Origin of the sequence: Veillonella sp. 3_1_44 (assembly GCF_000163715.1) — a bacterium.
Lineage (GTDB): Bacteria > Bacillota > Negativicutes > Veillonellales > Veillonellaceae > Veillonella > Veillonella parvula_A.
On the sequence record NZ_GG770199.1, the window covers coordinates 622213 to 638017 of the forward strand.

At 39.1% G+C, this 15805-nt stretch carries 15 protein-coding genes and 1 other RNA gene; all 16 read right to left on the reverse strand.

What is annotated here, in order from left to right:
• Nucleotide 1: 1 nt before the first annotated feature.
• The 16 genes from HMPREF0873_RS02905 to rnpB all read right to left on the reverse strand — a co-directional run bounded on the left by HMPREF0873_RS02905 (nt 2) and on the right by rnpB (nt 15777).
• The gene (locus HMPREF0873_RS02905) at nt 2-1246 is read right to left on the reverse strand and encodes a U32 family peptidase (protein ID WP_038125453.1); all 1245 of its coding nucleotides are present in this window, start codon (nt 1244-1246) and stop codon (nt 2-4) included.
• Nucleotides 1246-1854, reverse strand: coding sequence for an O-methyltransferase (locus HMPREF0873_RS02910; RefSeq protein ID WP_008714236.1), 609 nt, complete (start codon nt 1852-1854; stop codon nt 1246-1248). Before HMPREF0873_RS02910 ends, HMPREF0873_RS02905 begins: the two co-directional genes overlap by 1 nt.
• 23 nt (nt 1855-1877) lie before the next feature.
• Nucleotides 1878-3311, reverse strand: a complete 1434-nt coding sequence (gene mltG, locus HMPREF0873_RS02915) for an endolytic transglycosylase MltG (RefSeq protein ID WP_038125456.1) — start codon at nt 3309-3311, stop codon at nt 1878-1880.
• A gap of 239 nt (nt 3312-3550) precedes the next feature.
• On the reverse strand, nt 3551-3847 hold the full coding sequence (locus tag HMPREF0873_RS02920; RefSeq protein WP_008601328.1) for a DUF1292 domain-containing protein: 297 nt from the start codon (nt 3845-3847) through the stop codon (nt 3551-3553).
• Between the two features lie 25 nt (nt 3848-3872).
• Nucleotides 3873-4292 carry a Holliday junction resolvase RuvX gene (gene ruvX / locus HMPREF0873_RS02925; RefSeq protein WP_004696363.1) on the reverse strand — a complete coding sequence of 140 codons (420 nt, stop codon included), beginning with the start codon at nt 4290-4292 and terminating at the stop codon, nt 3873-3875.
• The gene (locus HMPREF0873_RS02930; RefSeq protein ID WP_004696366.1) at nt 4292-4552 is read right to left on the reverse strand and encodes an IreB family regulatory phosphoprotein; all 261 of its coding nucleotides are present in this window, start codon (nt 4550-4552) and stop codon (nt 4292-4294) included. The genes ruvX and HMPREF0873_RS02930 overlap by 1 nt, the downstream gene beginning before the upstream one ends.
• A gap of 154 nt (nt 4553-4706) precedes the next feature.
• On the reverse strand, nt 4707-7322 hold the full coding sequence (gene alaS, locus HMPREF0873_RS02935; protein ID WP_008714240.1) for an alanine--tRNA ligase: 2616 nt from the start codon (nt 7320-7322) through the stop codon (nt 4707-4709).
• A gap of 277 nt (nt 7323-7599) precedes the next feature.
• Nucleotides 7600-8412 carry a C40 family peptidase gene (locus tag HMPREF0873_RS02940; protein WP_008714242.1) on the reverse strand — a complete coding sequence of 271 codons (813 nt, stop codon included), beginning with the start codon at nt 8410-8412 and terminating at the stop codon, nt 7600-7602.
• Nucleotides 8413-8496: 84 nt separating this feature from the next.
• Entirely contained in the window at nt 8497-9507 is a 1011-nt protein-coding gene (locus tag HMPREF0873_RS02945; protein WP_004696372.1) for a glycosyltransferase family 2 protein, read from the reverse strand.
• Nucleotides 9508-9884: 377 nt separating this feature from the next.
• Nucleotides 9885-10262 carry a hydrogenase expression/formation C-terminal domain-containing protein gene (locus HMPREF0873_RS02950; protein WP_008714244.1) on the reverse strand — a complete coding sequence of 126 codons (378 nt, stop codon included), beginning with the start codon at nt 10260-10262 and terminating at the stop codon, nt 9885-9887.
• A 50-nt stretch (nt 10263-10312) separates the two neighbouring features.
• Nucleotides 10313-10909 (reverse strand): HyaD/HybD family hydrogenase maturation endopeptidase, encoded by a 597-nt coding sequence (locus tag HMPREF0873_RS02955; protein WP_038125459.1) that lies wholly within the window; start codon nt 10907-10909, stop codon nt 10313-10315.
• Nucleotides 10902-11711, reverse strand: a complete 810-nt coding sequence (cybH, locus tag HMPREF0873_RS02960) for a Ni/Fe-hydrogenase, b-type cytochrome subunit (protein ID WP_038125462.1) — start codon at nt 11709-11711, stop codon at nt 10902-10904. The genes HMPREF0873_RS02955 and cybH overlap by 8 nt, the downstream gene beginning before the upstream one ends.
• A gap of 14 nt (nt 11712-11725) precedes the next feature.
• On the reverse strand, nt 11726-13627 hold the full coding sequence (locus HMPREF0873_RS02965) for a nickel-dependent hydrogenase large subunit (protein WP_004698603.1): 1902 nt from the start codon (nt 13625-13627) through the stop codon (nt 11726-11728).
• Nucleotides 13627-14766: a hydrogenase small subunit gene (locus HMPREF0873_RS02970; protein WP_038125465.1), complete on the reverse strand. Its 1140-nt coding sequence runs from the start codon at nt 14764-14766 to the stop codon at nt 13627-13629. Before HMPREF0873_RS02970 ends, HMPREF0873_RS02965 begins: the two co-directional genes overlap by 1 nt.
• 273 nt (nt 14767-15039) lie before the next feature.
• On the reverse strand, nt 15040-15369 hold the full coding sequence (locus HMPREF0873_RS02975; protein WP_004698670.1) for a co-chaperone YbbN: 330 nt from the start codon (nt 15367-15369) through the stop codon (nt 15040-15042).
• 57 nt (nt 15370-15426) lie between these two features.
• Nucleotides 15427-15777, reverse strand: an RNA gene (rnpB, locus tag HMPREF0873_RS09805) — RNase P RNA component class A.
• Nucleotides 15778-15805: the final 28 nt, after the last annotated feature.

Below are 15805 nucleotides of genomic sequence, written 5' to 3' on the forward strand. Positions count from 1 at the left end.
ACTATTCATCCTCTTTAGATTTGCACTCACGGCGCATCATGGAATACGGTTCAAGTGGTGTATCCATGTAAATGCGAACTTTCATTTGTGCATGCGGTGCTACATCGATAGGATTGCCATCTTCATCTGTCATTTTTTCGATTACCGTTTCAACGAGTTCCCCTTTTGGCTGGCAGAATTCTACCTTATCGCCTACCTTGAAGTTATTACGTTGTTCAAGATCAACGTATTTTTCTTCTTCGTTGTAGCCCATAACTAAACCGATGAAGTCATGACTTTGAGTATTCGTAGATTTACCATAGTTTTGAGCTGTTTCATCAGGACGACCTTCAGCAAAGCCGTCTGTATAAGGGCGATGGGAAATCTTTTCTAATTCTGCAATCCATTCTGGACGAACGTACCAATCTTTACCTTCTTTAAGGTATGTATCAATCGCTGTGCGATATACTTTTGCCACTGTGGCACAGTAGTGAACGGATTTCATGCGACCTTCGATTTTAAGGCTATCAATACCAGCTTCATATAGATCTGGAATGCGGTGAATTAAACACAAGTCTTTAGAGTTAAAGATATACGTGCCATGTTCATCTTCTTCGATTGGGTAATATTCACCAGGTCGATTAGATTCCACAAGAGAATATTTCCATCGACAAGATTGAGAACATTGACCACGGTTAGCATCGCGATTACCTGTCATATAGTTAGACAATAAGCAGCGACCAGAGTAAGAAATACACATAGAACCATGTACGAAGGACTCAATTTCAATATCTACATGATCCTTCATTTCTTTAAGGTCTGCTAAGGACACTTCGCGAGCCGCTACAACACGTGTAGCACCAAGTTCTTTCCACATTTGAACTGTATGCCAGTTTGTAGTAGAAGCTTGTGTACTTACGTGAAGCTCTAAACCTGGAGCTACGCGCTTAGCAAGGCTAAAAATCCCCATGTCTGCAACGATGATTGCATCAACACCGATGCTTTCAAGGAATTTCAAATAATCCTCTAAACCTTCGAAGTCCTCGTTGTGAGGAATGATATTACATGTAACATGAATCTTTTTGCCATGCGCATGTACAAATTCTACAGCTTCCTTTAATTCCTCATCGGAGAAATTAGAGTTACCTGCGCGCAAGCCAAAGCGTTTACCTGCGCAATATACAGCATCCGCACCATAGCGGATAGCCATTTTAAGCTTGTCCATATTACCTGCAGGACAAAGCAATTCCATAAAATGTTCTGCCATTATTTGTTGTGCCCTTTCCACACACTCACACTCATACCATCACCCATGGGATAAATGGTGGTGTTAAACAATTCTTTATTTTCAACATATGTTAAGTATTCTTGTAACCGTTTTACGATAGTTTTGAACCGTTTTGGCGGTTCCTTATCGCCCCTTACATAGCCTCTAAAGAGTACATTATCTGCAAGAATGACGCCCCCTTCTTTCACATGTGGCAGAATAAGTTCAAGTTGTTTTAAATATTGCCCCTTTGGTCCATCTAAAAACACTAGATCGTATTCGCCTGTGAGTTCCGTTAAGACTTGAGACGCATCGCCTTTTAGCAATGTAATATTATCGGCATAATCGGATTGGTTAATATAGTATTTCGCCATTTCATAGCGCACATCATCCAATTCAATGGAGGTAATATGCCCTTCCTCTTCGTCGAGTAATGGTGCCATCAACAAAGCGGAGTAACCAATGGCTGTGCCCACCTCTAACACAGAGGTGGGCCGGTATAAACCTATTAATTCTTCAAATAGATGAACCTCAGATTCTCGTAAAATCGGCACATCATTAATTATCGCGTAAATACGCTGTTCATTTAAAATATCATTTAATATCATGAAAGTAGATTAAATCTCCTACATTATCTATTGTTAGTACCACTAGGAACTACCAACGTAGAGCGTTCAGCAGGATTTGCAGGTTCTACCTGAATTTGTGGTACTTGTTGTGCATTAGGAATAACATTCTGCATCGATTCAGGTACAGGTGTCGTCGTTGGTACATACGTATTGTTATTTGCATTATTTCCATAGGATGGAGCAGACGGCGTGACTTGCGTCGATGATTGATTTTGTGTTGAACCTGGTACAGGATCTGGAATCTCAGCTGCTGGAACTGTAGTTGGTGTGTATTTATAACTAGGTTCTACGTCAACATATTGAGAATCTGCTTCCACCGCTTCTGCAGAACTATAATTATAATTAGGCTCTGTAGTCGCTACTGCTACGTCATAGTTAGGACCAGCTTGTGCAGCTACTTCAGTATTAGCAGAAGAATTTTTTACTGTGTCAGCACCATAAATTTTATTAACCGCTGCTAAATGTTCTTCGTATGATTTAGAGAAGTGATTATGCCCCTCTTTATCTGCTACGAAGTATAAATAATCTGTATTTTCAGAATGTAAAACTGCATCTAGAGCTTTTTTACCAGGATTTGAAATTGGACCTGGTGGTAAACCTTTAGATACATATGTATTATATGGGCTTTGCAATTGTGTATCCCCAATCGTTACATTTTCCTTTGCATAACCAAGTACATAGGAAATAGTCGCATCAGATTGCAATGGAATACCATGAGCTAGACGCTTTTTGAATACCCCTGCAATAGTTGGGCGGTCTGCATCAAATAAAGACTCTCGTTCAACGATAGACGCCAAGGTTACAAAATCATGGATACTCATATGTTGAGCTTGAATTTGTTTCTTCACAGCTGGGGTAAGGTAACGATTCATTTCGTCAGCCATCATTTGAATAACATCACGAGGCGTAGCACCTACGGGGATTTCATACGTACTTGGGAACAAGAAGCCTTCTACAGGATATGTAGCAGGTTTTGTGCCTTTCATGTATGGGTATGGTACATAGGTCTTAGCTTCAGCTAAGAAGTCCTTCGCCTTCATAATTTGATTCTTTTCAAGAACGATAGCAATATCACCAACTGTATATCCTTCTGGAATTGTAACACGAATAGATTCTACATGACCTTCTTGTAACAAAGAAATGAGTTCGCGCACAGTTACTTTATTAGGTATTTGATAATGTCCAGTTTGAAGCTTATCATTGGTACCGCTCAAGTATAACCAGAGCTTAAAGCCTTGAGTTGAGCGAATAAGTCCTCTTTCAAAAAGCATATCTGCAATTTCAGTACCCGTTTGACCTTTTTCAATAACGACTACTTGTGTTCCATCATCTTGAGCAAAGGTATTCGGTACAAAGTACAATGCACCAAGGCCTCCACCAATAATTAATATACCTACAATAACTAGGATCAAAATATATCTTAAGGCTTTTCTCACGTTGTTGAGTTCCTTTCTGTAACATAACAGTATATCAATTCATTATACCATAAACTCTATATTTCCCCTATATAAAAGGGCAATGATTCCGCTTATTCCATTTTATGCAATATATTAATTTTATTTATTATGCTCTTAGCATGAATGAAGTCTCTGCTTTTTACAATAATGATAATATATAACAAAATAAAAATAGCGCATTGTCCACTGACAACACGCTAAATTTATGCTAAAGACGATTATTCGTCTTCATCCATGTCTTCATACAGTTTTACTAGAGTTTCAAAGTTTTCATCTTCTTCATCCAAAGGTACGTATTCTTCTACGCCTTCTTCGTTTGTTTCGATGCGAGCCAAGATCATGTATGTGTCATCTTGACCTTCATGATCAGCATCTTCATCTTGTACATGCACAAGAACGGCATACTCTTGACCTTCATGACTCAAGATAACATCTTCTGTGAAGTATTGTTTATTACCATGTTCGTCTTCGAATTCCAAATAATACACTTCACCTTCAAAATTTTGGTCAACCATTGGAAACCCTCCTTAAAGAAAATACTTATTTATTAAACTGCAAGCGATCTAAATATCCTTGCAAAATTACAACCGCTGCCATTTTATCGATAACGGATTTACGCTTTTTACGGCTCACGTCAGCCGCAATGAGTTGACGTTCAGCCATAACAGTAGATAACCGCTCATCCCAATATGTAACAGGTAAATCGATGACTTCCTTCATCTTTGCAACGAATTCTTCAGTCTTTTCAGCCCGTTCACCTTTTGTACCATTCATATTTTTCGGCATACCTACCACAAGTTCATGTACTTCATATTCAGAAATGAGTTCTTGTAAGCGATTAAAGTCTTTTTCTAGAGATGTTCTACGAATGGTTTCAATACCTTGTGCTGTCATGAGCAGTGCATCGCTACAGGCAATACCAATAGTACGGCTGCCTACATCTAATGACATAATTCTCATTATAGTTGTTTAGCCTTTGCGTATTCTTTCAACAATTCTTCAATCAAGTCATCACGCTCTAAACGACGGATATCGGAACGCGCATTATTATAACTTGTTATGTACGCAGGGTCTCCAGAGATTAGATACCCTAAGATTTGATTAATTGGATTGTAACCTTTTTCTTGAATAGATTGATAAACACGCGTAAGCACCTCTTCAGCAGTCATCGGTTCATCGTCTACTTTACGGAATAACATGGTTTCATCTGAAACGTTCATCGTATCCCTCCTTTTTATTACATCGGCAGATTTCACCATAAAAGTGGAATCTCACCTACTATTATACTTGAATTAAAGCTACAAAGTCAGTAACTTTTTATGCATTATGAAAAATTTCTATAACAGATACAAGTATAATTATAAAATTATATGCCTATTGTAACATAGATTTTAAGGCTTCACCACCAGCTTTTAATGCTTCCATTAATTTAGCTGGCTCTTTACCACCTGCTTGTGCCATATCTGGACGGCCACCGCCATTACCTCCAGCTACTTGAGCTGCTGCTTTAACAATATTACCTGCTTTTGCACCTTTAGCAACGACATCTTTAGATACTTTACATACAAAGTTTACCTTATCATCGCCCATAGCAGCGCCTACAAGAACCACACCAGAGCCATTTAATTTATCAAGGCCCATATCAGCTAAGTCGCGTAATTCATCAATGGAGGATGCTTTTACAGCTGCGCCAACAAACTCTACATCACCTACCATGACTTTACCAGCAATGATATCAGCTGCACCAGCAGCAGAAACTTCTTTACGAATTTGTTCTAATTCTTTCACTGTTTCTTTAGCTTCCGTCAATACTTGGTGTAAGCGTTCTTCTATTTGAGGGGATTTAGTTTTAAGCTCGCTTGCCATGCGTTCAATAGTCAAACGATCTTGTTTTGCTGCCTCAAGAGCTGCACGACCAGTAATCGCTTCGATACGACGTACACCAGAACCGATACCGGCTTCTGAAGTTAAGCGGAAAGAGCCAATGAATGCGGTATTTCCTACGTGGGACCCACCACACAATTCAACGGAGAATCCTGGGACCTCAACAACGCGAACCACATCGCCATATTTATCTCCAAAGAGTGCCATAGCACCTTTTGCTTTTGCTTCATCCATGGACATTTCAGCAATAGCTAGGTCCGTAGCTTTTAAAATTTCTTCGTTTACAAGAGCTTCGATTTGATCAAGTTCCTCTTGCGTTACAGGAGAGAAATGGGTGAAGTCGAAACGCAAGTAATCAGGAGTTACTAGAGAACCAGCTTGATTAACATGCTCGCCAAGAACCTTTTTCAATGCTGCATGTAACAAGTGGGTTGCTGTATGGTTGCGGGCCATTGCTGCGCGACGATTTGTATCCACTTCAAGAGTGACATCATCACCTTCAGAGATAGAACCTTCTATAACAGTACCGATATGATATACAGTGCCTTCAGGTAAACGTTTTGTATTATGAACCTCTACCTTACCCATTGGGCCCACGATAAAACCTGTATCACCTAATTGACCGCCCCCTTCAGCATGGAATGGAGTAGTGCGTACGATAACAGTAATTTCATCGCCATCAGCTGCTGTTTGCAAGCGTTCAGAACCTTTACCAAGCATTAATACGGAGGATGCAGTTTCTGCTTCATCTTCAACAAGTTCTTCATCTTTCAAGAATGTAATGTCTGGTGTTGCTACCTTTGCATCTTCTTTTACACGAGCTTCACGAGCGCGTTCGCGTTGTTCTTTCATAGCAGCTTCAAAGCCTTCATGGTCGATTGTAAAACCACGTTCAGAAGCGATTTCCTCTGTTAATTCCCAAGGGAATCCATAGGTATCATATAGTTTGAATACTTCAGAACCAGGAACTACAGTTGCCTTTTCAGCGGCTAATGTATCGATTAAGGAGTTTAATAACTCAAGACCTTGTTCCAAGGTTTGGTTAAAGCGTTCTTCTTCGTTTTGAACCACGCGTTTAACGAAGTCTTGTTTCTCAGCAATAGATGTAATACCAGGGCCAAGAATGTCTACGACTACATCAATAAGTGGTGTTAAGAAGATACCTTCAATACCAAGTAAACGGCCATGACGTACAGCACGGCGTAAAATACGACGCAATACGTAGCCGCGACCTTCGTTGGATGGCAATACGCCATCGGAGATCAATGCAGTGACAGCACGAGCGTGGTCAGCGATAACTTTTAAAGAAACATCTGTATTTGGATCTTCGTTATATGTAACACCAGCGCGTTTTGCAGTGGCTTCGATGATTGGGAAAATCAAATCGGTTTCAAAGTTTGTTTTACAGCCTTGTAATACGGAAGCCAATCGTTCAAGACCGGCGCCTGTATCGATGTTTTTATGTTGTAATGGTTCATAAGATCCATCTGGCATTTTATTGAATTGAGTAAACACTAAGTTCCAAATTTCAAGATAGCGATCGCAATCACAGCCTGGCGCACAATTAGGGTCATCACAACCATGTTCAGGACCTTGATCAAAAAAGATTTCGCTATCTGGACCACATGGGCCTTCGCCAATTTCCCAGAAGTTATCTTCGAGACGCGTGATATGGCTCTCTTCTACACCACAATCATTATGCCATGTATCATATGCCTCTTGGTCATCTGGATATACAGTAACATATAATCTATTTTTATCGAGTTTAATAACCTCAGTTAAAAACTCCCACGCCCAATGAATAGCTTCTTTTTTAAAGTAGTCCCCGAAAGAGAAATTCCCCAACATTTCAAAGAATGTATGATGCCGTGCTGTGCGCCCTACGTTTTCAAGGTCACCGGTACGCATACTTTTTTGGCATGTTGTAATACGACGACAAGGAGGTACCAATTTACCTGTAAAGAAAGGCTTCAATGGCGCCATACCTGCCCCGATCAATAACAAAGACGGATCATTTTCTGGTATAAGAGAAAAACTATCTAATTTTAAATGTCCTTTACTTTCAAAAAACTGCAAGTATGCTTGACGCAGTTCATTACCCTTCATGTGTATATTCCTCCTAAAATTATTTACTCTTCATTATAACTCAAAAACGATATAAAATCTATCAAAAACATTGAGATTATGCGGAATTCACGCACTTTCACACCAATCCAATCAGACCGTGAAAGATATAAATTTTAATCCATATTTTTTACAATAAAAGTAAAGGTCAAATTTAGTCAATGCTAGTTAAATCGTAAATAATAAACATAAAAAGAGGTTATACAAATCAACAAAACAAAATTGATTCGTATAGCCTCTTTTATAGCTAGTTATTAAATTAGCGTACAACGCGTTTTGCGCCGATGTAACGTTCACCCCAATAGCCAGTATCAAGATCTGCTACTGCAACACCACGACTGGAAGTGGCGCTAATGAACTTGCCATCGCCAATATAAATACCGGAGTGAGATGGACCTGGTTCATATGTTTCGAAGAATACCAAATCCCCTGCTTTCAAGTTCGCACGAGAAACTTCAACACCTACGTTATACTGTTCATCTGCCAAACGTGGTAAGGAAATACCTTGTTTTTCAAATACATATTTAACATAACCAGAGCAGTCAAAGCCACTTGGAGTAGTACCGCCAAATACATATGGTACACCGCGGTATTTGTCAGCTTCTGCCAAGATTGCGTGAATACTGCTAGGTGTTTCATTTTTCGTAATATTGTTTAATTTAACGTTCTTGCCATTAATGGATTGACCAGCGATACGACGGGATGTCGCGTTGCTGTTTGTAAAAGCGGATTTCGTTGCTACTGCTTTAGTCGCTGCATTTTGAGTCAATACTGCCTTCGTAGAACGAGGAGCACCCATCAATGCGTTATACGTAGCAGGGCCTACGATACCATCCACTGGAAGGCCACGATCTTGTTGGAACAAACGAACTGCCCACTTCGTTTCCTTACCATATACACCATTTTTATCTGTAGCATTATAGCCGTGTTTAATTAGTTGTTGTTGAACCGCTGTAACACTTTTGCCCTTATCACCATATTGTAATGTTGTTGCGCCAACCATGGCTGTTGTGGCACACACAAAAGTTAATGTTAATGCCGTTATTTTAACCTTACTATATTTTGACTTCATATGCTTCCTTTCCAAAAAACTTTTAAAGTAAGTTATTTATTCAAAATATACTAACCGTCTATTTATTTGCATTCACAAATACAGCTAGTCTTCTTTGCTCTTGTTGGTATAAGCCTCTGGTGCCATAAAAACATCTGCACTACTTGGTCCGAGTAACGGAGCCTCTTCATGCTCTTCAAAATTTATAGCTGACTTAACCCAATACAAAGGCCGTTGCTTCACCTCTTCAAAAATACGACCTACATACTCGCCAATAATTCCCAGTCCGACGAGTTGAATTCCACCAATAAACAAGATTGATACGCCCAAGGTTGTCCACCCATTCAAAGCTTGTCCTGTAAGATATACATACAAAAGATGTAAAATGAGCAAAAAGCTCATTCCACCACAAAGTACACCTACATACAAGGCGGCCCGTAAAGGCACCCTTGAAAAAGCGGTTACACCATCCAGAGCAAATCGAATCATTTTACGCACACTAAACTTTGAGACACCTGCAAATCGAGGTGGTGCCACAAAGTGCAACTCTGCTTGTCTGTACCCTAAGGCGCCGACAATACCACGTAAAAATCGACCATGTTCTCTGAATCGTTTCAACGTGCCCAATGCTTTACTATTCATGAGGCGGAAATCGGACCCGCCTTCAACAATAGGAACATCGGCCATTTTGTTCATTAGTTTGTAATAATACTTAGACGTGAAAGATTTAGCCCAACTAGCGTCATCAGTTGAATCGCGTATGGTACGCACCACATCATACCCTGATTCCCATAATCGAACTAGTTCAGGAATCAATGCTGGTGGATGCTGCATATCACCGTCCATTGTAATGACTGCATCGCCATGAGCATAATCAAGCCCACATGTAAGTGCCGTTTGATGCCCAAAGTTACGAGCCAGCAATAACACTTTAACATGTTTGTCATTGAATGCAATTTCACGCAGTATCATAGCTGACGAATCACTAGATCCATCATCCACGAAGATTAGTTCATAATCATATGTGAGACCTGACATAACATCAGTTACAGCTTTATAAAAGTTCGCTATATTTTCCTCTTCGTTATATACAGGCACTACAATAGAAAGTAACATAAATCCTCCAAAGTATTTTACTCACATATTTTATGTTAATTAGTAAATTAAGGCAAATGCTAAAGGTTAACAATAAGCCTAATAATGTTTATAAAGCCAGTAAATAAGCCATTTCTCTATAAAACACCAACAAAACACTTCATTTATCTTTTATATAACTATAGCAAATTAATATAATATCAATTCATTTGTAAAACTAATTAATAAAACGATTTATAAAAAATATTTATTTTAATAATATGGAAATAAATATGATTATTTCTTACTTTATTAACTATTAATCAAAAATTTGTATGTATTTTTATCACAAATTTACCGGAAATATCTATTTTCATCTATTTTTCATAAAAAAGGAGACCCGTTAAGGGTCTCCTTTACTATAATCCAGCAGCATCAATCCAAGATTGTAAATCTTCCTCCGCCAGTTCCATATCCTCTATATAAGCACCAGCTACAACTGGATACTTAGCGACCTCTACGGTATGTAAAATTGAGTCATCACGACCATTTTTATAAGTCCCAATCCAGATTCCAGAAAATTGTGATTCATACCATTCTACAGGTTGATCAGTTTCATTAAAGTTAATCGTAATATGACCGCGTCCAAGTGTTTCTAATACTTCAACTTGTTCTTCCTCTGTTAAACCCGTTTTTTCAATATAAATCGAATATGTCTCACCAGTTTCACGCAAATTCTTTAGAGCCAAACGCAACTCATTTAAAACGGCGCGAACATTACCATAATTTTCAATCATAAATACTCCTATACAGAGACTATCTTTACATTCTATAAGCTATCTATATACTATATGAAATTTTCACTTTGTGCTTTAGGCTCAGCTACTACGCCCCATTCTCGTAGTACATTCAAAACACGCTTCTTAACCTCAGGCAAGGCGCATTGTACCGGCTCGCTAGGTTCAAAACCAATTTCCAATGATTCCGGCTCTACACCGATAACCACTGCATCTTCTAATGGATCCTCTTGAATAGCACGGATACGTAAAATATCTTGCATTCCTACTTCATGTACAGAAATATGTTCCGTAAAATATTGTTCTAATTCCTTATGAGGAAATTCATATATAGTTCCTGGAGCATCTCCGCCATTAATAGCGTCTACAAGAAGGATTTTCTTCATACCACGCATATACGTAAGTAATTCCATTCCCATAGTGCCACCGTCAATAATGGAAATCGCAGGCGTAAATGTGAAAGATTCTTTCAATTCTTTTACTACATGAACACCTAATCCCTCATCGGTAAGCAAAATATTGCCGACTCCAAGTAGGATAATTTCATTGTCTCCATCATCATAAAGGCTGTTTAAATCAATACGCGGACCCTTTGAGTCCGCGTATTGTTCCAAGCCACTAATAATATCAGTACTTGTTTTAGTCATTTTCTTGTAATTCTCTTTCTCTAGGATCATTAGGATCACTTGGACGATATGTAGTACCAGATGGTTTATCAATACGTTCCCCACGACGACGTTTACCATTGAGGTCTTCAATATCAATTGGATCATGAGCGTAATATTTCATACCGGAAACCATAGCCGATACTTCGCCGGATTCCTCCATAACATCTTCTCGGAATGCCATATACACGTGAACAATAGTAAAGAACAAGAATCCCCACGCAATGTAGTGATGGATAACATGAACTTTATATTCACCACCAAATAATGTGACTACTGGTGCAAATAAAGTTCCTAAAACACCATTAGGGTCAATCATAGAATACATTGCAAAACCCGTTAAGATTTCAAAGAAAAACATAATGTATACCATCATATACGCAGTTCTAGCTAAAGAATTACGAAGCCAATGATGTTCATGTTTTTGAGGAATCATTAAATAGTGCAATGTTGTTTCTTTAAGACCGTACCAATACCGTTTTTGGCGGAATTTAGGTAATAATCTATCTCCTCGATTCCAAAGAGCTCCTGCAAATCGGAAAATAAAGGAGAATGTTAAGATAACCCCTGCAGTGAAATGGATACGACGCATAGTTTCCATAGAGAACCAGCCATCAATAGCAAAAGTTGGCTCTGGATTACCTGTGATAGCTGCAAATCCGGGATCACCGATATATAGACCTGTCCAAAATAATGCAGTTACGCTTAGCACCATAGTCCAGTGGAATATGCGCAGCCATAGACTAAATACGACATACGCCTTTTTGTCAGTATGTATTAACATAAGTCCACCACCCTTTATTTACACAATGCATCTGTATTGACGGAAACAATTTTTTCGCCTTTTTTATTGTATAAATGGGTTGCACATGCCAGGCATGGATCAAAGGAGTGAATTACCTTCAAAATTTCAAGTGGTTTATCCGCAATTTTTACATGTGTATCAATCATGGAATCTTCATAGGCACCATGTTCATTAGCTGCAGTTTTAGGGCATGCATTCCATGTAGATGGTACGATACATTGATAGTTTGCAGAGCGTCCATCTTTAATATGTATCCAGTGCCCCAAACCACCACGAGGCGCATCTACAAGACCAACACCTTTAGCATCTTTATCCCATGTATTTGGTTCAAACTTAGTCATATCCGCTACTGTAGTATCACCATTTTTAATATTAGATACAAGTTTGTTAAAGAAGTATTGGCTAATATTTGCCGCTACTTGTGCATCAAGGCCACGACATGCCGTACGTCCTACCATAGTAGTCATCCATACATGAGCTGGTACACCCAATACTTGTGATACTGTATCAATTTGACGAACAATCATAGATTCAGCCCAAGTTGGGTCTTTGATTATGCCTTGTTTTACCTTTGTATACACAACAATATATTTTGCTAATGGACCAACCTCTGCAGTTTTCCCTTTGAAAGTTGGAGATTTAATCCAAGAATATTTTTTATCTTCATCAAGGAATTCCCATTTTTCTTTTGTACCAGATTTAGGACCTGTAAATTTAGGATCAGTAACACCTTCAATAGGATGAAGTGTTTTTGTTCCATCTGGATATGTAAACCAGGAATGATCAACCTCTTCACTAAGGTATTGAGGATCCATGAAATCTTTACCTTCTAATGGGATGAATGTTGCTTTATCTACACCTAATGCAAAGTTCTCAACAACACCATTGGAACGAACAATACATTTCTTATGATAGTCACCATTAGAAATACCGGTGTACGTATCATCAGGATAATCGCCATAGGACATAACGCGTTTCTTCGCAAGGCCACCACCATCGATCATACCTTTTTCTACATATATTTTACCGATAGCTAATAGATCTGGCACGTAGAAATTATCAACTAAGTCTTTAGTCAATGCAATAGATTGCTCTACAGCAGCAAGGCGTTGCGTATTAATAGGGGCATTCATATCATTCATAGAAATAGAGCATGGCATGCCACCTACGATGTAATGAGGATGAGGGTTTTTGCCACCAAATACAACATGAGGAATTACAATATCCCGTTGACGATCAAGAATGTTCAAATAATGAGATACGGCCATCAAATGAACTTCTGGAGGTAACAAGTTATAATCAGGATGATCCCACCATTGAGCGGAGAAAATCCCCAATTGGCCTGATTCAACTATTTTCTTAACCTTTTGTTGTACAGCCGTAAAGTATGCTGTAGTAGCCTTAGGAAACTCTTTAGGATAGGCAGAGTCTTTTGATGCCGTTTCCGCAGGTGCTAAACCGCTCACATTATATGTAGCTAATACATCATTTTGTAATTGAGCGGTTTTAGCAGGATCTGCACTAAGAGCTGCTACCGGACTAACCCAATCAAGCGCATGTAAGTGATAGAAATGCACGATATGATCATGCACATCTAGACTACTATGCATGATATTACGTATATAGTTTGCATTTTTAGGAATTGTAATTCCAATTGCATCCTCTACCGCACGTAATGCTGCCAACGCATGTGTTGTAGTACATACACCACAAATCCGTTGTACGAACGCCCAAAGGTCACGAGGATCGCGATCTTTAGCAACAAGTTCGATACCGCGCCAAGCAGTACCAGAAGACAATGCGTCCTCTACTTTACCACTCGCTTCATCAACTTTTATTTCAACCCGTAAATGACCTTCAATACGGGAAATCGGATCTACTACTACGCGTTTCATTAGTGACCTCCTCCATTATTATGTTTCTTTTCATCCCATAAGCCTTGTTCTTTTAAGCGTTTTTCTTCTTTCATATCAAGAATTTTATTACGCGTAAGAGTTGCTGCACCATGAACGATAACCGCTGCAGTGGCACCAACGGCAACTACTGTACCGATTGTATCAGCAGTTGTGATGGTATTAGCCAATGGAATATCTGGTAATCGTTTGTAGAACACATCATTATCCCAAAAGCCCTTTTCAGAGCAACCAATACAGCCGTGACCGGATTGAATTGGATAGGATAAACCATTCCACCAACGCAGATTACCGCAAGAATTATATGTTTGAGGCCCACGACAACCTACCTTATACAAGCACCAACCAGATTTGGATGCATCATCGTCGAATTTTTCAACAAAGAGTCCAGAGTCAAAGAAGGCACGACGGTAGCATGTGTCGTGAATGCGATTGCCATAAAATTGTTTAGGACGGCCTTGAGAATCAAGAGGTGGAATTTGACCGAATAATGCATAGTGCATGATTACGCCAGTCATAACCTCTGGAATTGGAGGACAACCAGGGACCTTAATAATTGGCTTGCCAGATACAACGGAAGATACAGAAACTGTATTTGTTGGATTTGGTTTTGCCGCCTGTATACCGCCCCAAGAAGCACAAGAACCATATTCTATGATTGCTGCAGCTCCTTTAGCAGCTTCTAATAGGGATTCTTTAAATGTACGTCCACCTACTGTGCAATAAACACCATCTTCATCAAGTGGTACGCCACCTTCAACAGCCAAGATATATTTACCGGCTTTTTCTTTGATGATTTTTTCTAAATGTTCCTCTAATGGTGCACCAGACGCTGCCGCCAAAGTATCATCATATTCTAAAGAGATCATATTTAAAATAACATCAGAAGTAAAGGGAGAAGATGAACGGATAAAAGATTCACTACAACCAGTACATTCATGACCATGCAACCAAATCACTGTAGGTAATTCAGTTGTTTCGGCAGCCTTAACAACGGTGTCTAACATCGTTGGAGGTAGTCCTAAAATAGCAGTGAGTGCTACACAGGATTTCATAAATGTTCGTCGACTCAAACGGCGTTCTTGGAAGAGTGTCCACAAACTATTTATACGATTCTTCATGGAATATAGCCTCCTTACAACAACTTTGCGCAATATAATTATATTACTTAATAAACTACAACGTTTATGACGGAAATCATTTTATTAGCGTCCTCTATCACTTTGAAGAAGTTCAACCAACATGATGACAATCATATTTTTACTATTTTATTATATCACTTAACATTTTTGAAAACTATGAAATTTAACAAAAAAGCTGTATATAAGAAATTAACTTTCCTTATATACAGCCTCATGTTATTCATTTCCTAAGAATTCCTAGTTATTAATTAATCAGATAACTTCCTTTATTAGAGACTCAAGCATATCTGCTTTTTTATAGCCCACAAGGGAATCGAGCATTTTGCCATCGCGGAAGAATACTAAGGATGGAATACCATCAACATCTTCTTTTAACAAAATACCGCGAAGATTTTTATCTTCTGCATTAACACTAAAGAATTCTACTTGACCTTTTAAACGCTCTGCTACGTCTTCAATCTCTGGGCGCATAACAGTGCATGGTTCGCACCAACCAGCCCAAAAATCAACAATAGCTAAACCTTTAGCGCCAAGCACTTTCTCATCAAATTCTTGTACACTAGTAATTGCTGTAATTGCCATGAAGTTCTCCTAACAAAGATCTACAATCTTATATACTATCAATTATATGTTAAATATAGAAGCAAGCAATCAATAAGCCGAGTTCTGTTCCGCTTGCGCGGTGACGATTATCTTTCTAGGCGTACAGTCGCCTGCACGCTCGAGCGACACAACCCGGAAGGTAGGCGGGACCACCCTTAACCCTTCCCTATTCGGTCTTGCTCCGGATGGGGTTTACCGAGCCAGCCTGTTACCAGACTGCTGGTGAGCTCTTACCTCACCTTTCCACCCTTACCACTTACGTGGCGGTTTCCTTTTCTATGGCACTTTCCCTAAGGTTACCCTCGCCAGACGTTATCTGGCATCCTGCCCTATGGAGCTCGGACTTTCCTCGAGTCTTATAGACTCGCAACCGTCTTTCATACTTGCTTCAATTCAGTTTATCATAGCTAACAAT